This is a genomic window from Thermosynechococcus sp. (genome assembly GCF_025999095.1).
Taxonomy (GTDB): Bacteria; Cyanobacteriota; Cyanobacteriia; order Thermosynechococcales; family Thermosynechococcaceae; genus Thermosynechococcus.
In genome coordinates, this window is the sequence record NZ_AP024678.1 from 1310792 (window position 1) to 1337020 (window position 26229).

At 53.8% G+C, this 26229-nt stretch carries 26 protein-coding genes and 1 tRNA gene; 14 read left to right on the forward strand and 13 right to left on the reverse strand.

From position 1 onward, the window contains the following. The first annotated feature begins 241 nt into the window (after nt 1–241). Nucleotides 242–385 (forward strand): hypothetical protein, encoded by a 144-nt coding sequence (locus tag Q0W94_RS06405; protein WP_297756855.1) that lies wholly within the window; start codon nt 242–244, stop codon nt 383–385. A 750-nt stretch (nt 386–1135) separates the two neighbouring features. Here the strand turns inward: Q0W94_RS06405 and sat are convergent. Beyond that, complete coding sequence (gene sat, locus Q0W94_RS06410) at nt 1136–2332, reverse strand: sulfate adenylyltransferase (RefSeq protein ID WP_297756857.1); 1197 nt, start codon at nt 2330–2332, stop codon at nt 1136–1138. A gap of 66 nt (nt 2333–2398) precedes the next feature. On the opposite strand from sat, the gene Q0W94_RS06415 reads away from it, so the two are divergent. The 3 genes from Q0W94_RS06415 (at nt 2399) to Q0W94_RS06425 (ending at nt 7320) form a co-directional block, all read left to right on the forward strand. Then, entirely contained in the window at nt 2399–3325 is a 927-nt protein-coding gene (locus Q0W94_RS06415) for an alpha/beta fold hydrolase (protein ID WP_297756859.1), read from the forward strand. Nucleotides 3326–3380: 55 nt separating this feature from the next. Next, on the forward strand, nt 3381–4811 hold the full coding sequence (locus Q0W94_RS06420) for a sodium/glutamate symporter (protein WP_315863052.1): 1431 nt from the start codon (nt 3381–3383) through the stop codon (nt 4809–4811). Nucleotides 4812–4893: 82 nt separating this feature from the next. Next, the gene (locus Q0W94_RS06425; protein WP_297756862.1) at nt 4894–7320 is read left to right on the forward strand and encodes a sucrose synthase; all 2427 of its coding nucleotides are present in this window, start codon (nt 4894–4896) and stop codon (nt 7318–7320) included. A 57-nt stretch (nt 7321–7377) separates the two neighbouring features. Here the strand turns inward: Q0W94_RS06425 and Q0W94_RS06430 are convergent, their stop codons facing one another. Together Q0W94_RS06430 and Q0W94_RS06435 are read right to left on the reverse strand one after the other, a co-directional pair. Then, nucleotides 7378–8022 carry a response regulator transcription factor gene (locus tag Q0W94_RS06430; protein WP_297756864.1) on the reverse strand — a complete coding sequence of 215 codons (645 nt, stop codon included), beginning with the start codon at nt 8020–8022 and terminating at the stop codon, nt 7378–7380. Nucleotides 8023–8072: 50 nt separating this feature from the next. Continuing rightward, nucleotides 8073–9761, reverse strand: coding sequence for a diguanylate cyclase (locus Q0W94_RS06435; protein ID WP_297756866.1), 1689 nt, complete (start codon nt 9759–9761; stop codon nt 8073–8075). A 274-nt stretch (nt 9762–10035) separates the two neighbouring features. On the opposite strand from Q0W94_RS06435, the gene Q0W94_RS06440 reads away from it, so the two are divergent. Further along, nucleotides 10036–11067, forward strand: coding sequence for a chlorophyll a/b binding light-harvesting protein (locus Q0W94_RS06440; protein WP_297762383.1), 1032 nt, complete (start codon nt 10036–10038; stop codon nt 11065–11067). 67 nt (nt 11068–11134) lie between these two features. Here Q0W94_RS06440 and Q0W94_RS06445 read toward each other — a convergent pair whose 3' ends face one another. The 3 genes from Q0W94_RS06445 to Q0W94_RS06455 all read right to left on the reverse strand — a co-directional run bounded on the left by Q0W94_RS06445 (nt 11135) and on the right by Q0W94_RS06455 (nt 12140). Then, nucleotides 11135–11353: a hypothetical protein gene (locus tag Q0W94_RS06445; protein ID WP_297756868.1), complete on the reverse strand. Its 219-nt coding sequence runs from the start codon at nt 11351–11353 to the stop codon at nt 11135–11137. A 2-nt stretch (nt 11354–11355) separates the two neighbouring features. Beyond that, nucleotides 11356–12009, reverse strand: a complete 654-nt coding sequence (locus Q0W94_RS06450; protein WP_297756870.1) for a DUF3318 domain-containing protein — start codon at nt 12007–12009, stop codon at nt 11356–11358. 57 nt (nt 12010–12066) lie between these two features. Further along, nucleotides 12067–12140: transfer RNA gene (locus Q0W94_RS06455), tRNA-Pro, on the reverse strand. Nucleotides 12141–13015: 875 nt separating this feature from the next. On the opposite strand from Q0W94_RS06455, the gene rsmD reads away from it, so the two are divergent. The 4 genes from rsmD (at nt 13016) to Q0W94_RS06475 (ending at nt 15716) form a co-directional block, all read left to right on the forward strand. Further along, complete coding sequence (gene rsmD, locus Q0W94_RS06460; RefSeq protein ID WP_297756872.1) at nt 13016–13564, forward strand: 16S rRNA (guanine(966)-N(2))-methyltransferase RsmD; 549 nt, start codon at nt 13016–13018, stop codon at nt 13562–13564. A gap of 203 nt (nt 13565–13767) precedes the next feature. Continuing rightward, nucleotides 13768–14730, forward strand: coding sequence for an aldo/keto reductase (locus tag Q0W94_RS06465; RefSeq protein WP_297756874.1), 963 nt, complete (start codon nt 13768–13770; stop codon nt 14728–14730). A 21-nt stretch (nt 14731–14751) separates the two neighbouring features. Then, a complete protein-coding gene (locus Q0W94_RS06470; RefSeq protein WP_297756875.1) occupies nt 14752–14928 on the forward strand; it encodes a hypothetical protein in 177 nt (58 codons plus the stop codon). Nucleotides 14929–14930: 2 nt separating this feature from the next. Further along, nucleotides 14931–15716 (forward strand): cobalt-precorrin-6A reductase, encoded by a 786-nt coding sequence (locus tag Q0W94_RS06475; protein ID WP_297756877.1) that lies wholly within the window; start codon nt 14931–14933, stop codon nt 15714–15716. Here Q0W94_RS06475 and ilvD read toward each other — a convergent pair. From ilvD to Q0W94_RS06495, 4 genes are read right to left on the reverse strand one after another with little or no spacing between them, the layout of a single operon-like run. Then, nucleotides 15679–17361 carry a dihydroxy-acid dehydratase gene (gene ilvD, locus Q0W94_RS06480; protein WP_297756878.1) on the reverse strand — a complete coding sequence of 561 codons (1683 nt, stop codon included), beginning with the start codon at nt 17359–17361 and terminating at the stop codon, nt 15679–15681. The genes Q0W94_RS06475 and ilvD overlap by 38 nt on opposite strands. A 41-nt stretch (nt 17362–17402) precedes the next feature. Continuing rightward, nucleotides 17403–17921 carry a stage II sporulation protein M gene (locus Q0W94_RS06485; RefSeq protein WP_297756880.1) on the reverse strand — a complete coding sequence of 173 codons (519 nt, stop codon included), beginning with the start codon at nt 17919–17921 and terminating at the stop codon, nt 17403–17405. Continuing rightward, on the reverse strand, nt 17873–18397 hold the full coding sequence (locus Q0W94_RS06490; RefSeq protein ID WP_297756882.1) for a hypothetical protein: 525 nt from the start codon (nt 18395–18397) through the stop codon (nt 17873–17875). The genes Q0W94_RS06485 and Q0W94_RS06490 overlap by 49 nt, the downstream gene beginning before the upstream one ends. Continuing rightward, nucleotides 18387–18695, reverse strand: a complete 309-nt coding sequence (locus Q0W94_RS06495) for a hypothetical protein (protein ID WP_297756884.1) — start codon at nt 18693–18695, stop codon at nt 18387–18389. Before Q0W94_RS06495 ends, Q0W94_RS06490 begins: the two co-directional genes overlap by 11 nt. An 86-nt stretch (nt 18696–18781) precedes the next feature. Here Q0W94_RS06495 and Q0W94_RS06500 point away from each other — a divergent pair, with 86 nt between their 5' ends. Then, entirely contained in the window at nt 18782–19129 is a 348-nt protein-coding gene (locus Q0W94_RS06500) for a hypothetical protein (RefSeq protein ID WP_297756885.1), read from the forward strand. 2 nt (nt 19130–19131) lie between these two features. On the opposite strand, the gene mtnA is transcribed toward Q0W94_RS06500, so the two are convergent. From mtnA to Q0W94_RS06515, 3 genes are all read right to left on the reverse strand, one after another. Beyond that, on the reverse strand, nt 19132–20202 hold the full coding sequence (mtnA, locus tag Q0W94_RS06505) for an S-methyl-5-thioribose-1-phosphate isomerase (RefSeq protein WP_297756887.1): 1071 nt from the start codon (nt 20200–20202) through the stop codon (nt 19132–19134). A 93-nt stretch (nt 20203–20295) separates the two neighbouring features. After that, nucleotides 20296–21243, reverse strand: coding sequence for an asparaginase (locus Q0W94_RS06510; protein ID WP_297756889.1), 948 nt, complete (start codon nt 21241–21243; stop codon nt 20296–20298). A gap of 43 nt (nt 21244–21286) precedes the next feature. After that, nucleotides 21287–21778, reverse strand: a complete 492-nt coding sequence (locus Q0W94_RS06515; RefSeq protein ID WP_297756891.1) for a CGLD27 family protein — start codon at nt 21776–21778, stop codon at nt 21287–21289. Nucleotide 21779: 1 nt separating this feature from the next. On the opposite strand from Q0W94_RS06515, the gene Q0W94_RS06520 reads away from it, so the two are divergent. The 4 genes from Q0W94_RS06520 (at nt 21780) to infB (ending at nt 26180) form a co-directional block, all read left to right on the forward strand. Beyond that, a complete protein-coding gene (locus Q0W94_RS06520; protein ID WP_297756893.1) occupies nt 21780–21932 on the forward strand; it encodes a hypothetical protein in 153 nt (50 codons plus the stop codon). Between the two features lie 30 nt (nt 21933–21962). Beyond that, nucleotides 21963–22577 (forward strand): precorrin-8X methylmutase, encoded by a 615-nt coding sequence (locus tag Q0W94_RS06525; protein ID WP_297756894.1) that lies wholly within the window; start codon nt 21963–21965, stop codon nt 22575–22577. Next, nucleotides 22558–23109, forward strand: a complete 552-nt coding sequence (gene rimM / locus Q0W94_RS06530; protein ID WP_297756896.1) for a ribosome maturation factor RimM — start codon at nt 22558–22560, stop codon at nt 23107–23109. The genes Q0W94_RS06525 and rimM overlap by 20 nt, the downstream gene beginning before the upstream one ends. A 200-nt stretch (nt 23110–23309) precedes the next feature. After that, entirely contained in the window at nt 23310–26180 is a 2871-nt protein-coding gene (gene infB, locus Q0W94_RS06535) for a translation initiation factor IF-2 (protein ID WP_297756898.1), read from the forward strand. The last annotated feature ends 49 nt before the right edge of the window (nt 26181–26229 follow it).

A 26229-nucleotide genomic window follows, 5' to 3' on the forward strand; every position in this document is an offset into this window, starting at 1 on the left:
AAGTACAGCCTTTAGAGTCCTTTTCTATGTATGGGCGGCAGGAGGAAAAACGATCCTTCTCCTATAGGAGCCTTCGCTGTTGGGAGTGTGTTCCAGTTATGGGAAAAGGGCTTTACCTAATAGCCCGGAGGCAACGTCCGATCCCGTTGTTCCAGTAGAGCAAGTTTCAAGTTTTTCCTGCGGTGTTCACTCATTCAGCCAAAGGCTGAAGCCTAAATCACTTTACTTTAGGAGTTGACCTATGTTAAGAGCAATACGTGAGAAACTGCAAAGTATGATGGTCTTTTTGATGGAGGCATTTGGGCGCATCTTTACCCCGCGCGATGATCACTATCCTTCCACAGGGGCACAGCCCTTCACGGGGACACCCTCCCGTAAGAGCTAGTTGCCGTCTTCCCCAAGAAGAACCCCTGGAGAGTGTTTACAGGTAAACCTAACCAGTACAGTTCTGCATCAGCTCCGCCATAGTGGCAAGCAGGGGCGGGTGCAGTTTTTTATGAGCTGGGGGCGATCGCCCCAACTGTTAAAAGCAAAGATAACGTTCGGTCAGGAAATCCCACCAAAAGGGCGCAACCCCTGAATCTAACGGTATATTGCAGAATCAGTTAAGGAACATTTCAGATATTGAATTTTCAGTTAACATTTGAGCATTCCCAAGGGGCTATGCTAACTTAAGAGTAGGCACAGAAAGGAAGGTTAGCGATAAGAGTGAACTTAAGGCTTGTGCCTCCCAGTCCTTGAGTTCAGGATAAAGCAAAGTTACTCCAAGATGAATCTCAATCCTGTCTTGTGGGTAACATCAAAATTAATCCTGTGAGCTTCAGCGTTGTCTATTTGTCCTCTCGCTTTATCCAACCTTATCGTTGATGTGGTTACTGCCGAAGTCCCCATGCTGTCGTCCATGGGAGTTAAGGCAAAGCTAGGTAACCTCCCAATATCCAGGGTCGTCAACGTTGACAGCAATCCATTACCTAGTGTCCATGCTCCAAGCCTGATCGGTTCAGATCGTTGACTGGGGATTGGATCGCCAGCTAGAACCACATTTTGTCCACTTAGTTGTCGAGTTAATTCGTTCTTGCTCATGTTGTTAGGGGTCTTGCTGCCGTCAGCTTGACCCCCTCGTTTTATTTTTAGGCTATGGCGTGGGTTGCGGTTGTCGCATGGCGCGGGCCAGTTCTGCTGCGACTTCTGGCCGCGAAAACTCTGGAGGCGGCAATTCGCCTCGGCGCAGCATTTCCCGTACCTTAGTCCCTGAGAGGTGAATGCGCTCTTCAGGTTTGCTGGGACTCGTTTTACTGGTGGCCATCGACTGAGTGCGGGTGCAGTAGAAGGCATGCTCAAACTTCAAGGGAATAATGCCCAAGGCCGCTGGATCAAATTCATCAAAGATATGTTGGGCATCGTAGGTGCCGTAGTAGTCTCCCACGCCAGCGTGATCCCGACCCACAATGAAATGGGTACAGCCATAGTTTTTGCGGACGAGGGCATGGAAGATCGCCTCCCGTGGCCCTGCATAGCGCATGGCTGCCGGATTGATCGCTAGAATCACTCGATCCTTGGGGAAGTAGTGCTCCAACATAATTTCATAGCAGCGCATCCGCACATCGGCGGGAATATCATCCTCTTTGGTGGCGCCCACGAGGGGATGCAAAAAGAGGCCATCAACGATTTCCAGGGCACATTTTTGGATATATTCATGGGCACGGTGGATCGGGTTGCGGGTCTGAAAACCAACGATCGTCCGCCAACCTTTTTCGCGGAAAAGGGCACGGGAATCCACTGGATCAATGCAGTAGTTGGGAAATTGGGGATGGGGATGTCGCTCTAGGAGCCAAATGGGGCCTGCAAGGTTGACGTCCCCCTGTTGATAGAGCACCTTGACGCCGGGGTGTTTGTCCTCTTCGGTGCGATAGACACAGCGAGCCTCACGGCGTTTGTCATAGGTATATTTTTCGGTGAGTTCAAGAACTCCCAAAAACTGACCCGCTGCGTTATCTAGGCGAATGGTTTGGCCAATTTCTAAGGGAGCCGCCACCTCAGCACTGACAGAGAGGGTAATGGGAATTGACCAAGGCAACCCATTGGTCAGATACATTTCTTCGACAACTCGCTCATAGTCGGCCTGTCCCATAAATCCCGTCAGAGGGCTAAAGCCACCAATGGCAATGAGTTCCAAGTCAGAGACAGCGCGCTCATCGAGGGTCACGCGGGGCAATTGATCGGCGCGAGCCAGCCAAGCCTGTTTTTGTTCGGGGGACAGAATACGATTGACAAGGATACCGCCGTGGGGGGCGATCGCGTCCTTTGTTTGTACCGTTGCTGATGGACTCAAGGTCGAACTCCTTTTGGGTCTCGATGAATCTGTTGCAAAACTTCATAAGATAGAAGTCATTATTGGATGAATGGGTACAGGAGACAACGGGTGGAGCCCTATCGCTATGGCATCCAGCGGGAGTGGTGCTGGCGGGGCTGGCAGAGTCGCTATAGCTTCTGGCGACCGGCTTTCGCGGGGCAAAGGGGCTCTCCCGTGATCTTGCTGCACGGCTTTGGTGCATCTCTACGGCATTGGCGCTACAACTTGCAGTCTTTAGGAAACTACCAGCCAACCTATGCCCTCGATCTCATGGGGTTGGGGGCAGCAGAAAAGCCCATTGCTGACTATGGTGCTGAATTTTGGGCGGCTCAGGTTCATGCCTTTTGGCAAGGAATGGTTGAGCAACCAGCGGTAATTGTTGGCAACTCCATTGGGGCCTTAATTGCTCTCACCTGTGCCTACCGCTACCCGCAGATGGCGGCGGGGGTGGTGATGCTAAGTTTGCCGGATCCAGCGCTGCGCGAAGAGGTGATTCCCAGGGCGATCGCCCCCCTTGTGAAGGCAGTTGAGCAGGTCTTTACCGCTCCCTGGCTGCTGCGGGCACTGTTTTACACGGTTCGCCGCCCCGCCATTGTCAAGCGCTGGGCCCAACTGGCCTACGCCAATCCCCGCTGTGTGGATGATGAACTATTAGATATTCTGCTTACCCCCGCCTATGACTGCCAGAGCGATCGCGCCTTTGTGCAAATTATTCGCGCTATGAGCCGCACAGACTTTGGACCCAGTGCCAAAACGATGCTCAAGACTGTGGCCCAACCCCTATTGCTGATCTGGGGCAAACAGGATCGCTTCATCCCGCCAATACTGAGCCGCCAGTTTCAACAGGTCCAGCCAACACTAGAAGTGGTGGAGCTAGATCACAGCGGCCACTGCCCCCACGATGAACAGCCCGATCGCGTCAATGGCCTACTTTTGGATTGGTTGCGCCGCCACGACCTTTTGAGGGGTTGAGTCCTGCTGTTGCAGGCTCTATGATCACGGCAATCTTTAGGAGTTGGCGCTGCCGATGTTTAGGCTGATAACAGTTTTTTGGGCGTTTATTTTCATGGGTGTTTTGCTGCTGTTGGGGCGAATTGTGCGGCAGCGTTGGGCACTCATGAGATCCCTTTATATGCCCAGTTCAGTGATTGCGGGCCTCTTGGGACTCATCCTTGGCCCTACGGTACTGGGGGCGATCGCCAGCCACATTGCCCCCGACTCGGGTTTGGTCAATGGCCTTTTTGCCGAAGATATCCGTGAAGTTTGGCAACAGTCCCCGAGTATTTTCATCAACATTGTTTTCGCCTGTCTATTTTTAGGGGAGATCATCCCTAGCCCTCGGGAAATTTGGCAGAAAGCCTCACCGCAGGTCGCCTTTGGTCAGATTCTGGCTTGGGGGCAATATGTTGTGGGTTTGCTGCTGACTTGGCTGGTTCTCACGCCCGTATTTGGCATGGATCCGCTTGCTGGTGCCCTGATTGAGATCACCTTTGAGGGGGGGCATGGAACTGCCGCTGGGATGGCCGATACCTTTAGGGAGTTAAACTTTAGCGCTGGTGCTGATATGGCCTTGGGCTTGGCGACGGTGGGTTTGGTCTCTGGGGTGGTTTTTGGGGTGGCACTGATTAACTGGGCACGGCGCACAGGACGGCTCCAGATTCAACCCTTGGCAGACTTCAAAGCGCAGGAGAATCCAGACCCCCATCCCCACGATGACGCAGAAACACGGCAGCGGCGCCAACAACTGCTGCGGGAGTTACTCATTGATCCTTTGTCATTAAATTTCTGTTTTGTCGGCTTGGCGATTCTTGTGGGCTGGGTGATTCTCGAAGCCCTGCGGCTCTTAGAGCGTGTCACCTGGGGACACACGGGTTTGAAGCTCATGGCCTATGTGCCCCTATTTCCCTTGGCTCTCATCGGTGGCATTATTGTGCAGTTAATCTTGACCCGTTGGCGCAAACAGTACCTAATTAGCCGGCCACTGATTAGCCACATTGGCGGTGTGGCTTTGGATGTGACGATTATTACCGCCTTGGCCACCCTCTCTTTAACCGCCATTGGTGAAAATCTCATTCCCTTTATCCTCTTGAGTTTGGGGGGAATTGGTTGGAATCTCTTTGTCATGCTCTATTTAGCGCCGCGAATTTTGCCCATGTTCTGGTTTGAGCGCGGGATTGGTGACATGGGGCAATCGATGGGGGTGACATCTACTGGATTATTGCTGATTCGTATAGTAGACCCCCACAATCAATCGGGGGCACTGGAAAGTTTCGCCTACAAGCAAATTCTCTTTGAGCCAATTGTCGGGGGTGGGTTGTTTACTGCTGCAGCACCGATTTTGATCCGCAATTTTGGCGTGGCACCGGTGCTGGGACTGACAAGTGGCCTATTGCTGTTGTGGCTGTGGTTTGGTTTTTGGAACTATGGCCAAATCCGGCGATCGCTGGTGCAAAATTGACCCTATTCAGGGAGAAACCTAGAATAGAAACGACTTGAGCCCCTGCGCCGTCTCAAGTAAAAGCCGTGTTCTGAGTTTGCCGATGACCTCTGTGCTCCTCAAATCCGTTGTTGAAAGTGATGAACGTGCCGATCTGCGTCAGTTTTCACGCCTCCTGCAACTAGGAGAAAAACGTTATCTCCTGCGCAATGATATTCTGGATGCCTTTGCAGATTACTGTCGCGATCAAAAGCGACCTGTTCCCCCACCCTCAGAGTCGCGCCTCAGTAAGCTGGTGTTCTATACCCAAGAGATCATTGTTGACAACGAAAGTCTCTGCTGGATTATTCGGCCACGGATTGCGCAGCAGGAGGTGTGTCGGCTGCTGGTGGAGGATTTGACAATTGTGCCGATGACGATCCCAGAGCTATTGGATCTGCGCGATCGCCTTGTCAATCACTACCATCCCAACGAGGGGGATGTTTTTGAAATTGATGTCCAGCCTTTCTATGACTACTCGCCGATCATCCGCGATGCCAAGAATATCGGTAAGGGGGTGGAATTTCTCAATCGTTACTTATCTAGTAAGCTGTTCCAAGACCCGCGCCAGTGGCAGCAAAACCTTTTTACCTTTTTGCAAATTCACCGCTACAACGGCTATCAACTCCTGATTAATGAGCGGATTCGCTCTCCTCAACACCTCTCAGAACAGGTGAAACAAGCTCTCGTAGCCCTCAGCGATCGCGCCCCCGCCGAGGCCTATAGTGAGTTTCGCTTTGAACTGCAAAATCTCGGCTTTGAACCGGGTTGGGGCAATACTGTCGCCCGGGTGCGGGACACCCTAGAAATTTTGGATCAACTCTTGGACTCTCCCGATCACCAAGTGCTGGAGGCCTTTGTCTCGCGGATTCCGATGCTCTTTCGCATTGCCCTGATTTCTCCCCATGGCTGGTTTGGCCAAGAGGGGGTGCTGGGGCGACCCGACACCGGTGGGCAGGTGGTCTATATCCTCGACCAAGTGAAAAGCCTTGAAAAACAAATGCGGGAGGATTTAGAACTGGCAGGGTTGGGGGTACTGGAGGCACGGCCTAAAATTATTGTCCTGACTCGCCTAATTCCCAATGCGGAAGGGACGCTGTGCAACCAACGCCTAGAGAAAATCTACGGTACCAATGATGCTTGGATTCTGCGGGTCCCCTTCCGGGAATTTAATCCCAAGGTGACGCAAAACTGGATTTCTCGCTTTGAAATCTGGCCCTATTTGGAAACCTTTGCCATTGATGCGGAGCGAGAGTTGCGAGCCGAGTTTGGCCATGTCCCCGACTTGATTATTGGCAACTATTCCGATGGCAACCTGGTGGCTTTCCTCTTGGCGCGGCGACTAAAGGTTACCCAGTGCAACATTGCCCATGCCCTCGAGAAATCTAAATACCTGTTTAGCAACCTCTACTGGCAGGACTTGGAGGATAAGTATCACTTCTCGCTGCAATTTACGGCGGATCTGATTGCCATGAATGCCGCCAACTTTATTATCAGCAGTACCTACCAAGAGATTGTGGGCACACCCGATAGCATCGGCCAGTACGAGTCCTATCAGTCCTTTACAATGCCCGATCTGTACCATGTGGTCAATGGCATTGAACTCTTTAGCCCGAAGTTTAATGTGGTGCCACCAGGGGTAAATGAACAAGTTTACTTTCCCTACTACCACTATACGGAGCGACTAGAGGGCGATCGCCAGCGGTTGGAGGAACTGCTCTTTACCCTTGAAGACCCGCAGCAGATCTATGGTTACTTAGAGGCTCCTGAAAAACGTCCCCTCTTTTCGATGGCACGGCTGGATCGGATTAAGAACCTCACCGGCCTAGCGGAAGCCTTTGGCCGCAGCAAAGCACTGCAGGAGCACTGCAACTTAATTTTGGTGGCGGGCAAGTTGCGCACCGCAGACTCCAGCGATCGCGAGGAAATTGCCGAGATTGAGAAGCTCTATCAAATCATTCAGCAGTACAACCTCCATGGCAAAATTCGCTGGCTAGGGATTCGTTTACCAAAAGCAGATTCCGGGGAAGTTTATCGCATCATTGCCGATCGCCAGGGGATTTTTGTCCAGCCTGCTTTGTTTGAAGCCTTTGGCTTGACGATTCTAGAGGCAATGATCAGTGGTTTGCCCACCTTTGGTACGCGCTTTGGTGGCCCTCTGGAAATTATCCAAGATGGGGTGAATGGCTTTTATATCAACCCAACCCACTTAGAAGAAATGGCCGAAACCATCGTCCGCTTTCTGGAGGCTTGCGATCGCAATCCCCAGGAGTGGCAGCGGATTTCCAAAGCCGGTATCGAGCGGGTCTATAGCACCTACACTTGGAAAATTCACTGCAGCCGCCTGCTCTCCCTTGCCAAGATCTACGGCTTCTGGAACTTCTCTTCCCAAGAAAACCGCGAAGATATGATGCGCTACATGGAAGCGCTGTTCCATCTACTCTATAAACCCCGCGCCCAAGCCCTACTGGCGGAGCACATGCAGCGGTGACACAGGCTAGGTAGAGCAGCTCAGGTATTTGGGAATGCCGCTCATAAAGAGCGCGGGTCACACATAATGATAATCGATTGCCCAGCGAGCCAATTCCGTGCGATTGTGGCAGCCCGTTTTCCCTAGCATATTGCTGACATGGCTTTCCACTGTGCGCTGACTCACGTGTAGCTCTGCAGAAATTTCACGATTTGACATTCCCCGGGCGACATATTGGAGAATTCGCGTTTCTGTGGGGGTGAGTTCGACACCAGGGGGGGGTGTGGGTCTAGGGGGGGCTTGTCGTCCTTGAGCCTCCCGCAGGCGCGCCGTTTGTTTGAGGAGGGCTTGGATTTGGGCTAGGAGTTCATCCGGTTCAAAGGGCTTGACCAGGTAAACATCACCGCCGGTTTGCAACCCCTTAATGCGATCGTGGGTTTGCCCCTTAGCTGAGAGAAAGAGCACTGGCAACCAACTGAGGTGTGTCTGTTGTCGCACCGCACTGACAAAGCTATAGCCATCCATCTGCGGCATCATCACATCACAAATAATTAAATCTGGAGTGTGTTGCCGAAGAATTGCCAGCCCTTCATTGCCATGGGCTGCGGTGAGCACCCGATATCCCTGCATCTCAAGGTAATCCTTCACCAAGAGCACAAGGTTGCGATCGTCATCTACCAAGAGAATGGTGGCGTTTTGTCCAGGGGATGCCTCAAAGGTCATACATTTAGGACAGTCAACGGTGCTGGTGCAGGGTTTTACTGAGAATAAGCCTACTCCTTTAGGATATCCTCTTGGGAGGAGGCATTGGCAAATTCTGGGGGCATTTCCTTTAGGGCCGTCATAATTTGAGAACGTCCTGCTGCCTTAGCGGCATAGAGGGCATCATCCGCCGTCTTCACCAGTTGCACTAAGCTCTTCCCATGGGTGGGGAATTGACTAATACCGGCACTAAAACTCACCCTAAAGCTATCGTGATTGGGCGCATAGAAGGTATGGTTGCGCAACCGCTGCAAGCAGATGGCAAGGCGGTGTTTGGCCACCTCAAGGGAAATGCCATACAGGGCAATTAAAAATTCCTCGCCGCCCCAGCGAGCGACAACATCCTCCAGGCGCAGGGACTGTCGCAACATCCGAGCGGTAGTCACCAATACCTGATCGCCGACATCGTGACCGTAGGTATCATTGATGCGTTTGAAATAATCTAAATCTAAAACGGCAATGCAAAGGGTTTGCTGTTGGCGGCTGGCAAGGGTTAAAAAGCGTTCAATGTCTTCTGTGGCTTTACGCCGATTGCTGAGTCCTGTGAGGGGATCGACCTCTGCTAAGCGTTTCAGAAGGCGGGTGCGCTCTAGGCGGTTAATGATCCGGGTGATTAGCTCAGGGCCGACAATGGGTTTATTGACAAAATCATCGGCACCGGCAGCAAAAAGTTGGGTGACAAAGGCTGGGTCAGTGGTTGCCGTGAGAAAGAGAATGGGCAACTGATTCCAACGGGGATCATTGCGCACCACTTGGCAGAGTTCTAGGCCGTTGATGCCCGGCATTTGAACATCAAGAATCACCAATTCGGGGTTGGTGGTCTCTAGGACATCCCAAAATTGATCGGGATCTTGAAGTGAGGTGACGCTCATTCCCCAAGGTTCCAAGAGGCGTTTTAGGATGGCCAGGGTGACGGCATCATCATCCACAGCCAGAATGCTGGTGGAGGTGATCTCTTGGGGTTGGAGTAACTGTTCGAGAGTCTGCAACAGCCGCTCGACATCAACGGGCTTACTTAGGGTGATCCGCGAGCCAAGGCGAATGGCGGCGAGGCGATCGCGCCACGTGTCACGGGCAGTAAACACGAGTGCGGGGATGGGCGGACGATGTTGTCGCAATTGCTGTAAAAACTCGCGGGTGGTCACCTCATCGGGCATGACTTCCGGATTGAGAATCACGGTATTGGGCCAGCACTCCTCAAGGAAAGTATTCACGAGGGGCCAGCTATCTATGGCCACATAGCGAAAACCACCATCAGCGGAGTGCTCCTCAAGGGAGCGAATTAACTCGGCGTCGTTGTCAATGTGGAGCACAAGGGGCAACCCGGAATCTTGGTTCTGCTCAGGCTTAGGGGTGGCGATCGCGCTTAGGAGTTGCTGCACAATTTCCAGGAGGGCTGCCGCTGAGCAGGGATAGTGACAATAAATGACTTGGGTATCTGGCTGGGTTGGCGAATCCTTACGCGTGAGGATCAAAATGGGTTCCTGAAACCGGCAATCGCGCACTTTCTGGCAAAAGACCTCAACTGGTGTGCCCAAATGGGACTCATCCCCAATCAAGAGGTGGTAGCGATGACTGGCTAGTAAGCTCCAGAGGTCCTCGGATCGGGCAACCACATCCACCCGATGATCGGCAGTGGTTAGGATCGAAACCAATGTGGCCGCCGTGGCCGCATTCTCGTGATAAAGCAAAATGGCCATACCTAGCCGCCAATCGCCTGTCGTTATTACTCTACTGCCTTACCTTCATATTCCTCAACCTTCTGAAAGGACAATACCGCTCGCCATTAGTTACATATCTTTATATTTGCATTCTTGTTAGATGCTACTAATTCTCAATAATGCTGCTATACTAAGCCCAGGGTTTGTTGAGATTAATACTCAATAATCCTGATGTTGACGTCCACTCTATCTATCAAAGGAGGACAGGATGGCGATCGCCAGTGAATCTCCCACCCCTGTGACGGCTGCCGGCTTGCAAACCTACGGGCAAGCCAACGTCAAGTATGATTGGTGGGCCGGTAATGCCCGATTTGTAAACCTCTCAGGGTTATTCATTGCCGCCCATGTGGCACAGGCAGCTCTGACCGTATTCTGGGCAGGCGCCTTTACGCTCTACGAAATTTCCCAATACAACCCCAATCTGCCTATGGGAGAACAGGGCCTGATTTTGCTGCCCCACCTAGCAACGTTGGGCTTTGGCATCGGCGAGGAGGGTAAAGTTGTGGATTTGTACCCCTACTTTGTGATTGGAGCAGTGCATCTGATTTCCTCTGCTGTCCTAGGTGCCGGTGCGCTCTTTCATACCTTTCGGGCCCCTCATGATCTCAGTACAGCCACTGGTCGGGCCCGTCGCTTCCACTTTCGCTGGGATGATCCAAAACAACTGGGCATTATTTTGGGACATCATCTACTCTTTTTGGGGTTCGGTGCCCTGCTGTTGGTTCTCAAAGCAACCATCTGGGGTGGGTTGTACGATGCCAATTTGCAAACGGTACGCCTTGTCACCCAGCCCACGTTGGATCCCTTTGTCATCTATGGCTATCAAACCCACTTTGCCAGCATTAATAGTTTGGAAGACCTAGTGGGAGGGCATATCTACATTGCCATTTTGCTGATTGCAGGTGGCGTTTGGCACATTCTTGTACCGCCGCTGACTTGGGCACGGAAGGTGCTGATGTTTAATGCTGAAGCGATTCTCTCCTATTCACTGGGGGGCATTGCCTTGGCGGGGTTTGTGGCCGCCTACTTCTGTGCAGTGAATACACTCGCCTATCCCGTCGCGTTTTATGGACCACCCCTAGAAGTCAAGCTGGGAATTGCGCCCTACTTCGCAGACACCATTGAATTGCCCCTTGGCCAGCATACTCCCCGTGCGTGGCTAGCCAATGCCCACTTCTTCCTTGCTTTTTTCTTCCTCCAGGGTCACCTTTGGCACGCCCTGCGAGCCATGGGATTTAATTTCAAACAGTTGGAAACTTTTCTCAATCCAGCTATTGAAAATTAATTTCAATAAATTCCTGCTAGCTACCTCCCTACCCTCGATCGTCCGGATCGAGGTTTTTTGGCGTCACTTAGGGAAGACTGTCATTCTTCTGGGAGCGCTGGACACCCTTGAGCTGTCCCCCAATCTGCGGCAAGAAGAAAAGCAAAAAGGCAATTTGAGCCGTAAAGACCCAGCCATAGTACCGCAGCACTGGATGTAAATCCCACTGGGCCATAAACCCTAGACTGGCCACTGTCCATAGGAGAATGATGGTTGGCAGCAGCCGTTGGCGTTTTGGGCGAGCCATGACTAGGATCCTGCTGGAGTGTCATTTTGCATGGCCTGCATGCGAGCCTTCGCTTTGGCCGCACTCTTTTTCAAGGCTTGCAGGCGCAGCTCATAGCGTTTGCGTTGGCGACGATTGGGGGCCTGTTCAATCAAGAGCTTGAGGGCACTGCCAAGGCTTTTGTAGGCATTGGGTAGGTCATAGCCAAAACGTGTCGCAAGGGCGATCGCTCGCTCATCAGCGGCAATAGCTTCCTTGAGAACCTTTTCACTATTATTGCGCTGGTAAAGCCGCCAGCCCGAAAAGCCACACAGCCCAAGGGCAAGGAGCAGTAGTAGGCCATCTTGTACCCAAAGTTCTCCCACAGCACCCCCCAGACCGATCGCCAGTGCCGCCATTTCCCAGCCATCGCGAGGAATCGTGTCATTTTGAATGCGGGCAACCTCATGCCAAAAGAGGAGGTTGCGCTGATCCTTGGCCAATTGATCCCACCGTGCTAAATCAATTTGAATTTCCACCTCATCCTTGCCAATTTCCTCGCAGGTAATGAGGGGAGGATTCACCCCACTCGCTGGTTCGATCATCACCCAGCTTTGCAGCTCTGGTGGCAAGAGAGACTTGAGACGACGCAATTCTGCTAAATCAGAACGGGCAACTGAGGATGCAGCCGAGGTCATAGCACAACACAATCCTAGGGTATTTCTTACCTATCTTAACAGTTGAGTGCTGACCAATCGGGATGACAGGATTTGAACCTGCGACCCCTTCGTCCCGAACGAAGTGCGCTACCAAGCTGCGCTACATCCCGATAACTTATCTAAGATAGCATTTGCTGGCTTTTTCCTCAATTGAGCAGGGGAGATTGTGCAGCAGGGGAATTTAGTCCAGCTTTAGTCCAATGTTCAAATAACGATGGTTAAACCCCGCTCCCCATGCTGGTTCTCCAACCTTGCGGTTGGCACAGTAGGGCAACCCAGACCCGTCAAGCACATCCGATGCGCTTCTTTAGGCTCTCTTGCCCTCGCCGGCTAATGCTTCTACAGCTGAGCGAAAGGCAGCACGGCTTCAGCAGGACAACCTACCGCGAAGCACTGATGGCCAAGGAGAAGCGCATCCCCCTCTCAAGGGTGCTCAGAGTTTGAGATCACCTTAGATTGAGGGTTTGCCTTGATTCGTTTTGGTTACCTCCTCCCAGACCATTGCTCCCCTAAGACAGCTCTAGGGCACCCGCAAGGCTCTCTTCTCTGATTTCCTTAGCCCCTTCCCGAATAGTATCTCCTATGAGATTTTTAATCTCATTAAAAGACTTGTTATAAGTTTAATTATCTTATTTAAGATATTAAATTCTTACCAACGCAAGCAGGAAGCTAGTAGCTCTCTGGAGAAACAACAGCGTTTTCCCTCAATAACACTCAATGATTGGCACACGGGGGCAGGGTCTTTTGTTGATGGATTAGGTCAGCCACCGATGTGTCCAAATCAAAGTAGCTCCAACCATGAAGTCAACACCCCCAGACAACAGGTGCCGCTTGAGAAAGTGTCATGTGTCGCTCCACAGCTCCCCAGATGCCCAGAGTATTGTTGAGTTAGTGAGGAGTGATTCGCAAACAAAAGTCCTAGGGTCGAAACACGGCAAGACTCCTAGGGCTTTTTATTTTGGGCTAAAGCCGTTACCCTAAAAATATGCCTCTGCGAATTTCGGGCCAGCGCTCGCTGAAAACCCTTCCCGGTCACAGTACCCGTCCCACCAGTGCCAAAGTTCGCCAAGCAATTTTCAATATCTGGCAGGGGCGCTTACAAGGGTGTTCCTGGCTCGATTTGTGTGCTGGCACCGGGGCAATGGGGGCGGAAGCCCTACTTCGCGGCGCCCAGTGGGTAGTTGGTATTGAGCAGTCTCCCCAAGCCTGCCAAGTCATTCGTGACAACTGGTCAGCCCTTGCCCAACCCCATCAGCACACCCTGGTTTTGCGGGGGGATGTGTGCCAGAGGTTGCCTCAAGTCCCTATTGCGGAGTTTGACTTTATTTATTTTGATCCCCCCTACAATAGCAATCTATATCTACCTGTTCTCCAGGTGCTTTGGCAGAAGGAGTATCTCAGTGCTAGGGGGGAAATTGCCGTTGAGTGTCGCACAAAAAATCCCCCAGATTTAGAGGCGATGCTGGCGATCGGCTGGCAGCAGCAACGCATTAAAACCTATGGCAGCACAATGGTCATTTTCCTGAGCCGTTAGAATGATGAGCGGCTTTTAGCCGCCAACACTCGCCCCTGAAAAAGCCCTATCAGTTGCGGGAGATTGCAGATCGCGGTAGAGTGACGATGGAGTTTTGCAGGGCAAGATTGTCGTTACTACACTTCAGGGCAAATACATCAACTCTATGGCAATGTTCCCAATATGCCCCAAGACTCCTACGTTTGGGTTGATTCAATGGTGGTATGCAAACCCGTTCCCTTGGTCGCACAGAGATTCAAATCACCCCCCTCATTCTTGGCACGTGGCAAGCGGGCAAGCGTTGGTGGGTTGGCATTGACGATGAAGAGTCCATTCGCACCATCCGCACGGCGGTGGAAGCGGGGATGACCACGATTGACACGGCTGAGGTCTATGGGGAGGGTCATTCAGAACGAATAATTGCCACGGCGGTTGGTGAGTTGCGCGATCGCTGTGTCTATGCAACGAAAGTTTTCGCCAACCACTTGCGCTACAAAGACGTGATTGCCGCCTGCGAGCGATCGCTCCGTAACCTCAACACCGACTATATTGACCTGTACCAAATTCACTGGCCAGCGGGCTCCTTTGGCTCAGAAATCGTGCCCATTGAGGAAACCATGCAGGCAATGGTGGAGTTGCAAGCCGCCGGCAAAATCCGGGCTATTGGGGTCTCCAACTTCTCCCGGGCCCAGCTGGCTGAGGCGATGCGGTATGGACGCATTGAGAGCGTCCAGCCCCCCTACTCCCTCTTTTGGCGCTGGGCAGAAGCAGAATTAATTCCTTTTTGTATTGAGCATGAGATTACGGTTTTGGCCTATTCTCCCCTTGCCCAAGGGCTGCTGACGGGGCGCTTTGGTCCGGGTCACCGGTTTGAACCCGAAGATAACCGCTCTAAAAACCAACTCTTTCAGGGGGAAACCTATGCCCGTGCCCTTGAAGCGATTGAGTTGATGAAACCCATTGCCACCAGTTTAGGCACAACGGTAGGGAACTTGGCATTGGCTTGGCTTCTGCATCAGCCGCAAACCTGTGCCATTGTCGGTGCCCGCCATCCAGAACAAGTCCTAGAAAATATCAAAGCGGCCGATCTTCAATTGGATAGGTCTATTTTGGCCATGCTGGATGAAATTAGCCAGCCAGTCATTGCCACCCTTGATCTGGAGAATCCAGTAATGTGGAAGTGGTAGTTCAGAGTTACCCCTGGGTTTATGGAACTCCTTGTTTTTACCACTATTGTCCTCTACCTCTTTATTGCCCTGCGCTTTTGGCAGGGTTTTCATCGCACCTATTACACCCAATCCCGCTTTGTCCTCAGCGTCCTCTGGTTGCCGCTGCTGTTGAATAAGTCCTACCGTCAGAACTTTCGCCGTGCCCTCCTAGGATAGGTGTGGCTTGCTCCCTGTGGTTAATTGGTGGTACCCAAGAGAGCCGCTGGATTGCTGAGTGCATCCTTGGCTATGGCATCCGCTGTTGGGTAACCGTGACTACCCCTGAGGCTTGCCAGCTTTATGCCCCCCATCCTCTCCTGCACTGCCATGTTGAGCGCTTTGCCCCCCAGGGGGCCCGTGAGTTTATCCGCCAGTGCTCTATTCAAGCAGTTGTGGATGCCTCCCATCCCTTTGCGGTGGAAATTTCCACCCTTGCCATGACCATCAGTGCAGAACTGGGGTTGCCCTACCTGCGCTTTGAGCGCCCGGCCTCTCCCTGCACCACTGGTCTGGCTACGGATTTGCCATCGCTGCTGCGCAGCAATCTTTTAGTGGGTGAGCGGGTGTTGCTGACCCTAGGGGTCAAACACTTGGCAGCCTTTGCGCCCCTCCACAGTCAGGCGACCCTCTTTGCTCGGATTCTGCCCACCGTGACAGCCCTAGAAGCTGCCTTGGCGGCGGGGTTCGATCGCCAGCGGTTAGTCGCCATTTTCCCCCCTGTGTCGCGGGAGCTAGAGCGTGCCCTCTGGCAACAGTGGCAAATTACCACGGTGGTCACCAAGGCCTCGGGTACCGAGAGTGAGCAGATCAAGCAAACCCTTGCCCATGAACTGCAGGTGAAGCTGATTACGCTGCAGCGCCCGCCGATGGTTTATCCCCGGCAAACGAGCGATCGCGCCGGTATTGAGGCCTTTTTAGCAGAACTGCTCACACAAAGCGATCGGTCACCGCCCCCAGACTACTAGAAGACACTAGTTTGGCATATTTGGCCAACACACCACGGGTATAGCGAGGGGTAGGGGGCTGCCATTTAGCCCGCCGCGCCGCCAGTTCTTCCTCACTGACATTGAGTTGTAGGAGCCGCCGATGGGCATCAATGGTAATCGAGTCTCCCTCCTCCACAAGGGCGATCGTCCCACCCACTGCCGCTTCCGGCGCCACATGACCGACGACCATGCCATAGGTGCCTCCCGAAAAGCGACCATCGGTAATGAGGCCAACACTATCCCCTAAACCCGCACCAATAATGGCAGAGGTGGGAGCCAGCATTTCCCGCATCCCGGGACCACCGACGGGGCCTTCATAGCGAATGACAATGACATCGCCGGGGTTGATCTTGCCCGCCAGAATGGCGTCAAGGCAGGCTTCCTCGGAGTCAAAGACGCGGGCAGGCCCGGTAATTTGGGGATTTTTCACCCCGGAGATTTTGGCCACAGCGCCCTCGCTGGCTAAGTTGCCCTTGAGAATGGCCAGGTGACCCGTGGCATACAAGGGTTGATCAAAAGGACGAATCACATCTTGGTTGGGGTTGGGGGTATCGGGCACATCCCGCAGCCGCTCGGCAATGGTTTCTCCAGTAATCGTTAGGCAATCCCCGTGGAGCAATCCGGCATTGAGGAGCATTTTCATTACTTGGGGAATGCCCCCTGCCCGATGTAGATCTGCGGTGACGTATCGCCCCGACGGCTTGAGATCGCACAGGACGGGGACTCGCTGGCGAATGGTTTCAAAGTCATCGATAGTGAGGGGGACTTCGGCGCTGTGGGCGATCGCCAGAAAATGCAGCACGGCATTTGTGGATCCCCCCACAGCCATAATCACACTGATGGCATTTTCAATGGATTTGCGAGTAATAATGTCACGGGGGCGGATATTTTTGCGGATTGCCTCCACCAGCACCTTGCCCGCCAACTCAGTACTGTCAGCTTTTTCGGCATCCTCCGCGGTCATCGTTGAGGAATACATTAAACTCATGCCCATTGCCTCAAAGGCCGAGGACATCGTATTTGCTGTGAACATCCCGCCACAGGAACCCGCCCCCGGACAGGCATGGTGTTCAATGGCATGGAGCGTTGCTTCATCCATTTTGCCGGCACTAAACTGACCCACGGCTTCAAAGGCGCTGACAACCGTAAGGTCTTGACCCTGCCAATGACCGGGCTTAATCGTACCCCCATAGACAAAAATGGCCGGAATGTTCATCCGTGCCATGGCAATCATCGCGCCCGGCATATTCTTGTCACAGCCACCGATCGCTAGCACCCCATCCATACTTTGGGCATTACAGACGGTCTCAATCGAATCAGCAATGACATCCCGTGAGACCAAGGAGTATTTCATCCCTTCAGTGCCCATGGAAATACCATCGCTGACCGTAATTGTGCCAAACAACTGCGGCATCCCTCCCGCGGCCCGAATGCCTGCTTCGGCGCGACTGGCCAGGGCAGCAATCCCCATATTGCAGGGAGTAATTGTGCTGTGGGCACTGGCCACCCCCACAATGGGCTTGTTAAAATCCTCGTCGCCAAACCCCACGGCTCGCAGCATGGCTCGGTTGGGGGTGCGTTGAATGCCTTCTGTGATGATGCGACTGCGCCAATTTTCTGCCATAGTGTTCTCGCGATCGGCCTAAACGTCAATAAAGAATTCTTCTATTTTCTCTCACCTGTGGGCGATCGCTCTATGGGCCAAGCCAAATAAAACACTAAAGCAGCAAACAAACCGAGACCGGAGAGATACTTCACACTGTTGGGAATCAGGGGATTGGGCGACCAAAAGCCCTCAATAATACCTGCAATCACCAGCAGTGGCACAATTCCAAACATGAGTTGCGCCGCCAAGGCACCATTGCGTTTCAAGGCACTAGGGCGAGGGTAGCGCCCTGGCAAGAGAATTGCCTGCCCCAACAACAGACCGGTAGCCCCCGCCAGCAAAATCGCAGGCAACTCTAAGGCACCATGGGGACTAACAAACGCCCAAAAGGGATACGCTAGGCTGTTTTGCGCCACAAGGGCAGCGATCGCTCCAATGTGCAGAGCGTTGTTCCAAAGGATGTAGAGGGTTCCCAGGCCGCCCAGGAGACCTCCTGCGACCATTGCCAAAGCCACACTCAGGTTATTCGTCAGAATGGCACTGGCGGCCAAGGGCTCAATCCCCACAATTGATCCCATCCGCAGCTTGCCCTCCTTTTCCACGAGGGAGAGGATTCCACGAGGGAGAGGATGTCTGGGGGCACCAGCAGTTCCAAAAACTGGCGATCGCGCCACCCATACCACCAAGCGATCGCCGCGGCCACCAGAAACACCCCCAAGGCCAAGGCCGTATAGACCCATGTTTGCTGCACAACCGCCGGGAAGCCCCGCTGCAAAAAACACCACACCTTGCGCCCATCGTGGGAGTGCTGACCCTGATAGATCTGACTGTAGCTTCGCAAGGTGAGACCCTGCAAATAGTTGACGATGCTACTGCCCAAGCGGCGAGTTTTCGCCCGCGCTAAATCGGCACTGACAAGGCGGTACAGCTGACTGAGGCGGCAAATTTCCGCTGCTGACAAGCCCTGAATCCCCTCAAGTTCGGCACGGTTGAGCAGTTGTTCTCGCTCTAGCCACTGGGGCTCCTGCCGGATCAGCCAGCGTTCAACCTTCATGGGGATCGGATGCCTCTTGAACCAGTCCCAAAAAGGACTCTAGACGCTTACGGGGAATGTAGGGCCAGCCGCCATTGGTTTCAATATCCCGCAGCAGTTTATAGAGGGCTTGGCGATTGGTGGGCAACGCTGCCTGAAACTGATTGTCACAAATTTCACGGTGCAATTGCTCCAAAAGTCGCAGCAGTGCCAATAGATCATGGACATTTCCATTGGCTTGGGCCGCTGCCATCCGGATACGTTCAGCCAGGGCATTCAGGTCGGTTGTGGTCAAAGGCGAGGGCGAGGAAGAAATCATTTTCCTATAAAGGTTTTTGAACTGAGAATAACGATGTTGTAGCACAGTTGCTACGATCGTGTTAGCAAAGAAAGAGGTTTCTAACAATGTTGCGGACCCATGTCGCCCTTGTGGGGGCAGCTACCTTGAGCCTAGGTCTGGCGATCGCGCCCCCGGCCTTCGCAGAACAGGAGGTGGAAGTTGCTCGCGACAGGAGGGGCCATGTTTACACCGTTGATATGGATTCCCGTCAGTTCTATACCAATGAAAATGGCATTGCCCAAGTGGATTTTCACCTCTCGACCCGCGGAGATGATTATTGGCACCCGGCAACCGCCTCCTGCGATCCCTACGATGTAAAAAGTGAGTACTACGGTTGGGAGTGGGACGGTAGCAAAAGTTATCCGCCGGGCACAATCGCGGGTGATATTGCCCGGGCGGTCTGCAATCATTAGTTTTAGTTTGTGCGGGCAGCGCCGATGGCTTGAGCAAGCTCAGCGGGGGCAAAAACCCCTTTCTCGGTGACAATGCCGCTAATTAGGGAAGCCGGTGTGACATCAAAGGCCGGATTGTAGAAATCCACCCCGGCGGGCGTAATACGGCTAAACCCCACCTGATAAATTTCTTGGGGATGCCGCTCCTCAATGGGAATTTCAGCGCCAGTGGCAATGTGGGGGTCAATGGTGGAGAGGGGCGCCGCCACAAAGAAGGGAATCCCGTGGGCCTTGGCGGCCAGGGCAACGCTGTAGGTACCAATTTTGTTGGCGGTATCTCCATTCAGGGCAATGCGATCCGCCCCTACGACCACTGCATCAATCATCCCCCGCTGCATACAGTGGGCGGCCATGGTATCGGCAATCAGGGTGACGGGAATGCCCTCTTGAACGCACTCCCAAGCAGTTAACTTAGCCCCTTGAAGCCGGGGACGGGTTTCATCGGCATAAAGCCGCTCTAAGCGACCCGCCGCCCAAGCTGCACGAACCACCCCTAAGGCTGTTCCATAGCCTGCTGTCGCCAGCGCACCCGCATTGCAGTGGGTAAGGAGGCGCAATTTCTCGGGAGTTTGCGGCAGAACTTTAAGGCCGTTTTCACCAATGGCTTGACAGGTTTGGACGTCTTCACGGGCAATGGTTTGTGCGGTTTCAAGGAGGTGTTGCTGCAGTTCCTCAAGGGTGGCGGTGGGCTGTTGGGCTGCTCCTAGCATGCGATCGATGGCCCAAAATAAATTCACTGCCGTGGGGCGGGTTTGGCGCAATTCCGAAGCAGTATGCTCAAGGTGGGCTAAGAAGCCCTCGCGATCGCGGCCCCTGTATTCGCGCGCTCCCAAGACCATGCCAAACGCTGCTGCCACCCCAATTGCTGGTGCGCCCCGGACAATCATCGTCCGAATGGCGGTGGCCATCTCCGCCGCGGTGGTGATGTCCTTGAGTTCATACTGTTCTGGCAAGCGGGTTTGGTCAATTAATTGCACGCGATCGCCCGCCCACACCACAGGAGAGATGGTTCCAACATTTGCTGTGACAGCCACAACAGCCTCCGTAGGTTTATCTAAATCGACTACTCATCATAGCCTAGGGCAAAAATTCACTTTAACCGCTGACCCGCGGCAGCCAATCAACCCCTAAGCAAAGGTTAGTTCACCATTGACCTCGAGGCGGGTAAATTGGTTGGGAATCAGAAACTGCTCCCCCAAGGCCTCCGCCACACTGGGGGTAATCCAGCCTAGTTGCTTCAACAGTTGAATAGCAACGGCATATTTGGCACGCTTGGCACCGTCACTGACCTTGATGGCTAATCCCATGCCTTCCCCCACCCGCCCCACACATTGAATCCCCTCAGCTCCAGACTTACTGAGAATTTCCCCCTCCGTGAGGCGCATCAGCTCACTATCAAAGGCACCGGGGCCTGCAACAAAATCAGGGTGGTGGGTCATGGCACGAACGACGCGCTCCATTGCCCAGTCATTGCCAGAGGCGAGTTGGCCGTAAAGGGTAGCCATCTGCACCAGTTGCATTAAGTACGTGGGCGCCCCACAGTCGTCGTGGGCACAGATAAACTCGGCGGCGGGCATCTTCAGCAGTTCCGCCACCTTGGCGAGGATGAGCGTCTGAACGGGGTGATTTTTGTGGAGATAGGTTGCCAATGGCCAATTGCGCCGTTGACAAACCGCTAGCATCCCCGCGTGTTTACCCGAACAGTTGTGCTGAAGTGCCCCTTGGCGACCGGGGGGAACGGGACATTGCAAGGCGGTGGGATCCACATCGGCGCGCCAGAGGATGTTAAAGACTTGGCGCACTTGCTCAATACGACCTTGGTGGGAGCTGCAGATAATCGCCAGGTCGCGATCGCCCAAATCAAACCGCTCCATCGTTCCCGTTGTTGTCACTGCCAAGGCTTGAAAGGGCTTGAGGGCAGAGCGGATAAAAGCAGCAGTTTCAGCATTTCCCGCAAGGGCAAGAATCCGCCCGCGGGCATCACAGACAACGGCATGGGCATGGTGGCGCGACTCAACAATCCCTTCCCGCAGTAAGTAAACATCGAGGGCAGGAGCTTGGGTGCGTTTGGACATCGGTTCGGTCATGCGGGTAAGTGAGCAACAATATCGGCAGCAGCTACAGGAGTGCCCAACCAAGGGCAAGTCCCAAAGAAAAGATCACAAGCGCCAAAAACGTCACCTGTAACCGTTGCAAAATCGGGCGCAACTCATAGGTATAGATCAGGCGATCTTGAGCCAATTCAGCTTCGGGTTTTTGCCATTCTTGACCGTCATACCAACCCGTTTCCTCATAAACCACGGTGGGACGTTGCAGGCGATCGCCCACGTAGGCCCAACCCAACACAAGGCGCAAAAGAATGAGTAACAGCAGGAAATTGGCTCCTAGGGCAGCGGCCAAGACGGTGTGAAAGGGTGCTTCTTTGAGAGAAAAGCTGGCGATCGCCACCGGTCCACTGACTAGCCAAGCCATCCCCCACAGCAGCAGCAAACGCCGTTGAAAACGCGGGCGCGGCCAACTCGACCATGCAAAAAACCAAGAGGCTTTGAGGTCACGATATTCGTTAATTGGTCGTTGATCTGCCGGAACGGGACAGAGAATCTGAGACACAGTGGCACAAGTTCAAGGACGCTGTTTCCAGCATACCAGTCTCGCTGAAATCGTGGATCGCCCCAGTGTGCATGAAATTGGGCGATCGCCCCTTACACTAGAGGATGGCAACCCCACCCTGCGTCTAGCGGGGAAAACTTTGCTGCTATATTGATTATTCCCTCATTCCCTTGCGGCACCTTGGATGGAATGGCACCATTTTGATGTTGCGCAGTTACGCCTGATTGACCAGTTGCTGGCTGGGCATCACCTGAGTCCAGCCCAGTACGATATTACGCGCCGTGTGATTTATGCAACGGGGGATTTAGAATACCTGAATTTGATTGTCTATTCAGAGCAGGCTCTGCAATCTGGTGTGGCTGCCCTTGCTGCCCATACCCCGATTGTGGTGGATGTGACGATGGTGCAGGTGGGGGTGCTCTCCTACACCCAAAACACCTTTGGCAATCCCATCTACTGTGGGGCAGAAACCTTCACCCGGCCGCAGCAGGAAAAGTCGCGCATCGCCTTTGGTATTCAAACCTTGGCACGACGGCATCCTACGGCTATTTTTGTTCTCAGTAGTGATCATTCAGCCCTAGAACCCCTCCTGACCTTGGTGGAGGCTCAGGAAATTCGCCCCGCCTTAATTATTGACGCTGCCCCCAATTTTCTCCCCCCCACCTTGGATCGCCTGCAAAACTCTTGGGTACCCCACATTGCCATTAAGGGGTGCAAGGGGGGCGTGAGCGTTGCCACAGCAATTGTGAACGGTTTACTGAAGTTGGCTTGGACGGCCTATGGTGACCCCCTTCCCTGAGGCGAATGAGTGGCTCTGTATTGGTCAAATCGTTGGTGCCCACGGCCTGCGGGGCGACGTCAAAGTCAAGCCCTTGAGCGATTTTCCCGAACGCTTTACCGTGGCCGGTTGCCGTTGGTTGCGATCGCCCCGCCAGCCCCAGCCCTATGCGGTTACCCTCCTACGGGGCCGATTTTTACCCCGTTCCCAACAGTTTGTGGTTACCTTTGCTGAAATTAGCGATCGCACCGCCGCGGAGGCGCTCAAGGGGGCAGAAATGTTAGTCCCCGCCAGCGATCGCCCATCCCTTGCGGCGAATGAATACCACCTCATGGATCTGATTGGACTGGCGGTCTATCACCAAGGTGAGCAGGTTGGCGCAGTAGTGGGCTTGGTCAATGCGGGCAACGACCTACTGGAAGTGCGGTTACTCAACCCTGCCCCAGAAGCCCGCCAATCGGTGTATATTCCCTTTGTGCCAGCCATCGTCCCGGTGGTTGATCTGGCCGCCCGCAGAATTGAAATTGATCCCCCCTTAGGGCTGTTGCCCTGATCAATCCCTACCAAAATCGTTAATAATAGGAATACTTGTATTTTTGTAGTCCCGACTCTTGAGATTATTGTTCAGTGAGTTGCCCCAACCCATCCCCTAAAGTCCACTAATTCCACCTTGACGGTAGTCTTTACCTCAGCGATCGCGATCGCCCTACCGTTTGCCCCTTCATAGAGATTTCAGAGCCTTTGAGAGACAGCATGAGTATTGGTAAAGTTCGCATCTATGACCTATCAAAAGAACTCAACCTAGATAATCGGGATTTATTGGCGATCTGTGAACAATTGGGGATTCCCTACAAAAGCCACAGCAGCACAATTTCCGATGCCGATGCCGATCGCATTCGCGACGCTGCCAAAACCTATCAACCCCATAGCGCCTCTCCCCATAAAGTTTCCAAAACACTGCCCCCTGTGAAGAAAGCCCCAGCCCCCCAAAAAAACCAGCAAATTGTTGCTGTGCACACCCAAGCCCGCTCTGAGACACCAGAAGCGCCCAAGCCCCAATTACAACAGCCCCCCGCTCGCCCCCAAGCACCGCAAGCGCCTAGCCGGCCTACCCCCCCTGCGGTTGCCACCAAGCCAGTGGAACCTGTGGCCCCCAAGCCCCCTACACCCCCCGCAAAACCCGAACCGCCGCCATCACGTCCAGCGCCTACCTTAGTTCCCCCGCCGGCGCGCCCCACCAAGAAAGAGGAAAAAGTCGCTGCGGCTCCCCCGCCCCGGCGGGAGCTAAAGGACCCCCCCAAAAAAGAAAAGGGGGCGATCGCTCCCGCGAAACCCAGGAGTCAAGATCGCATTGAAATTGTCCAGCGGGCCGTTCCCCCTGCCCCCGTCAAGCCCCCAGAAATGGCGCCCAAACCAGCTTTACCAGAGCTACAACCGCCACCCAAACCCGTGCGGGCAGCAAATCCGCCAAAGCCCGTCACCGAAACCGTTGAGGTCCTCGATGACAAGTCCGTTAGCAAAGTCATCAAAGACCGCCACCGGCACAAAGACTTTGATGATGAAGAGAACAAGCGGAAATCCTCCCGCGTCGTCAAATTGCGCGAAGACATCATTGACGAAGAGGAAGAACTCGAACTCACCAGCCGCTTGGTGGGGGTACACCAAGTCACGGTTGATGTCAGCCAATCCCTGCAACGGCCACCCAAGCCTAAGGTTTCCCGTCCCGCCCGCCCCGTTACACCAGCGGCAAAAACTGAAAAAAGCAGCGAGAAAAAACAATCCCGCCATCGCGATCGCCGTCAGGAAGAACCAGCGGCAGCACCCCCTCCCGATCACATTACAATTGAAGGCCCGCTGTCGGTGCAGGAATTAGCCACTTTAGTGCGTCGCCCCGAGGCAGAAATCATTAAAATTCTCTTCTTTAAGGGAATTGCCGCCACCATCAACCAGACCCTTGAGATGGAAACGATCGAACTTGTGGCCAAGGAATTGGGGATCACGGTGGCAACGGCACAGCACAAAGTCGAGGCCACAAAAGTCACTGAAATGCTGGATTCGAGTGACCTTGATCACCTAGAGCGGCGGCCGCCGGTGGTCACGATTATGGGTCACGTCGATCATGGCAAAACCACCCTCCTCGATGCCATCCGCAATGCCAAGGTTGCCCAAGGGGAAGCAGGCGGCATTACCCAACACATTGGCGCCTACCACGTGGACGTCGAACACAACGGCGAGAAACATCAGGTGGTCTTTCTCGATACCCCCGGTCACGAGGCCTTTACCGCCATGCGGGCCCGGGGGGCACGGGTCACCGACATTGCCGTTCTCGTCGTTGCTGCCGATGATGGCGTACAACCGCAAACTATTGAAGCCATTAGCCACGCCAAGGCAGCCAAGGTTCCGATCATCGTCGCCATTAATAAAATTGATAAAGAGTCTGCCCAACCGGAGCGAATCAAGCAGGAACTGACTGAATACGGTCTAGTGCCCGAAGAGTGGGGCGGCGACACGATTATGGTGCCCGTCAGTGCCCTGCAACAGCAAAATCTCGATACCCTCTTGGAGATGATCCTCCTTGTCGCCGAAGTGGAGGATCTCTACGCCAATCCCAATCGCCCCGCCAAGGGCACCGTCATTGAAGCCCACTTGGATCGGGCACGGGGACCAGTGGCCACATTGCTGGTACAAAACGGTACACTGCGGGTCGGCGATATTCTGGTGGCGGGTGCCTGTTTTGGTCGGGTTCGCGCCATGATTGACGATCGCGGGCAACGTGTCGAGGCAGCAACCCCCTCCTTTGCCGTCGAAGTCTTGGGGCTATCAGATGTCCCGGCGGCGGGAGATGAATTTGAAGTCCTCAGCGATGAAAAAGCTGCCCGTGCCCTTGCAGAGGAGCGAGCCGCTGCCCAACGCCAATCCCGCCTTGCCCAGGCTGCCGCGGCCCGGCGGGTCTCCCTCACCTCCCTGTCTAGTCAAGCCCGCGAAGGGGAACTCAAGGAACTCAATCTCATTCTCAAGGCTGACGTTCAGGGTTCGGTCGAGGCGATTTTGACGGCCCTCAACCAACTGCCCCAAGATCAAGTGCAGTTGCGGGTTTTGTTGGCGGCCCCTGGCGAAATTACCGAAACCGATGTTGACCTTGCCGCCGCCAGTAGTGCCGTCATCATTGGCTTTAATACTACCCTCGCTTCAGGAGCACGCCAAGCGGCGGAGCAGCACAACGTGGATATCCGCGAATACAACATCATCTATAAGCTCCTTGATGATATTCAAGGGGCAATGGAGGGGATGCTGGAACCCGAACTGGTGGAGGAAGAACTGGGTCAAGCAGAAGTGCGAGCTATCTTCCCCCTCAGCAAAGGAGTGGTGGCCGGCTGTTATGTCCTCAATGGCAAGCTGGTGCGCAACTGCAGAGTACGGGTGCTGCGCCAGCAAAACACCATTCACACGGGCATTTTGAGTTCCCTCAAACGCATGAAGGACGATGTTCGCGAAGTTGCGGCTGGCTACGAGTGTGGTGTACGCTTGGATGATTTCCAACAATGGCAAGTAGGAGATATTATTTACGCCTTCCAAACGGTGACAAAACGCCGTAATCTTGGCAGTGGTGGTGATAGAAACTAAACTGGAGCAGCGTTGATCCGATACAATAACCCTGAATTCATGCTCAGCC